At 57.5% G+C, this 550-nt stretch carries 1 protein-coding gene; it reads right to left on the bottom strand.

The genetic code is table 11. The features are described from left to right. Nucleotides 1-259 precede the first annotated feature (259 nt). The coding region (locus H6A60_RS12330) for a transposase (protein WP_205105057.1) at nucleotides 260-550 on the bottom strand (291 nt) is incomplete at its 5' end.

The following is a 550-nucleotide window of genomic DNA, read 5'->3' as shown; positions in this document are numbered from 1 at the left end:
TGAGTCAGGAACCGATCCGGGTGCAGGCTTCCGATGCGCTACGAAGTCAAGGGATTGAGCATTCTTATTCGACCTGTTGATCGTCATTTCTGCGGCGACTGTGCGCCTTCGACGTGGCCATGATGTAAGGTCCGACCCCTGCTCCTAAATTATTCAACAGCAACTAATTGCTTAAATTATCTCCAGGTTTGACAGGGGTCGGCGTAACCGATTTCACATCAGCAAGCTTGAGCAATCCGGACGGGCACGATATCGTCTCCTATGCTGTCGTGACGCTCAAGTCTTTCCAGGCTTCGCCCTTCGAGGCGACGGCCCAGCACTGTCGAGCGATGCGGTTGGCGATGGCGACGAGCGCCACCTTCTTAGGCTTCTTTGCGAGGATGGCCGATACCCACGGGGTCTTGTATTTGGCCCTGGCGACGGCCTGAGCGCATTCAATCATCAGCGCACGGAGCTGTTGGTTGCAGCGCATCGGGATATGCGTCGTGATGGTCTTGCCGCCGCTGCCGGTGTGCATGGGCACGAGGCCGAGGAACGCGGCGAACTGCCT

It is taken from the genome of Sutterella massiliensis (genome assembly GCF_016899755.1).
GTDB classification, from domain to species: domain Bacteria; phylum Pseudomonadota; class Gammaproteobacteria; order Burkholderiales; family Burkholderiaceae_F; genus Sutterella; species Sutterella massiliensis.
Note: the sequence above shows the minus strand (reverse complement) of the source record. Positions and strands in the feature narration are given on the sequence as shown.